This is a genomic window from Microcoleus sp. BR0-C5 (assembly GCF_036705045.1).
GTDB lineage: Bacteria > Cyanobacteriota > Cyanobacteriia > Cyanobacteriales > Microcoleaceae > Microcoleus.
This window is the reverse complement of record NZ_JAUBTR010000015.1, coordinates 90579-91435: the sequence shown is the minus strand read 5'-3', so window position 1 is coordinate 91435 and position 857 is coordinate 90579. Positions and strand designations below refer to the sequence as shown.

The following is an 857-nucleotide window of genomic DNA, read 5'->3' as shown; positions in this document are numbered from 1 at the left end:
GTTGGTGTGGGAGTTGGAGTTGTCGGAGTTGGTGTGGGAGTTGGAGTTGTCGGAGTTGGTGTGGGAGTTGGAGTTGTCGGAGTTGGTGTGGGAGTTGGAGTTGTTGGAGTCGGTGTCGGAGTTGGAGTTGTTGGAGTCGGTGTCGGAGTCGGTGTGGGAGTTGGTGTGGGAGTTGCTGTGGGAGTTGGTGTCGGTGTGGGAGTTGCTGTGGGAGTTGGTGTCGGTGTGGGAGTTGGTGTCGGTGTGGGAGTTGGTGTGGGAGTTGGTGTGGGAGTTGGTGTGGGAGTTGGTGTGGGAGTTGGTGTGGGAGTTGGTGTGGGAGTTGCTGTGGGAGTTGGTGTGGGAGTTGGTGTGGGAGTTGCTGTGGGAGTTGGTGTCGGTGTGGGAGTTGGAGTTGGTGTGGGAGTTGCTGTGGGAGTTGGTGTCGGTGTGGGAGTTGGTGTGGGAGTTGCTGTGGGAGTTGGTGTCGGTGTGGGAGTTGGTGTGGGTGTTGGTGTGGGTGTTGGTGTGGGAGTTGGTGTTGGTGTTGGTGTTGGTGTTGGTGTCGGTGTTGGTGTTGGTGTTGGTGTGGGAGTTGGTGTTGGTGTGGGTGTTGGTGTTGGTGTGGGAGTTGGTGTGGGAGTTGGTGTTGGTGTTGGTGTGGGAGTTGGTGTTGGTGTTGGTGTTGGTGTTGGTGTTGGTGTTGGTGTTGGTGTTGGTGTTGGTGTTGGTGTTGGTGTTGGTGCCGGTGTGGGAGTTGGTGTGGGAGTTGGTGTTGGTGTCGGTGTGGGAGTTGGAGTTGGTGTCAGAGGTGTGGTGAATGTAGATTCGTTGTTGCCCGGAGTCGGGTCAGCCGTAGTTGAGGTGCTTCTGGCGGT

At 56.9% G+C, this 857-nt stretch carries 1 protein-coding gene; it reads left to right on the top strand.

Going from position 1 to position 857, the window contains the following annotated elements; translation table 11 throughout:
* The coding region (locus tag QUB08_RS10100) for a hypothetical protein (protein WP_333224619.1) at positions 1-799 on the top strand (799 nt) is incomplete at its 5' end.
* Positions 800-857: the final 58 nt, after the last annotated feature.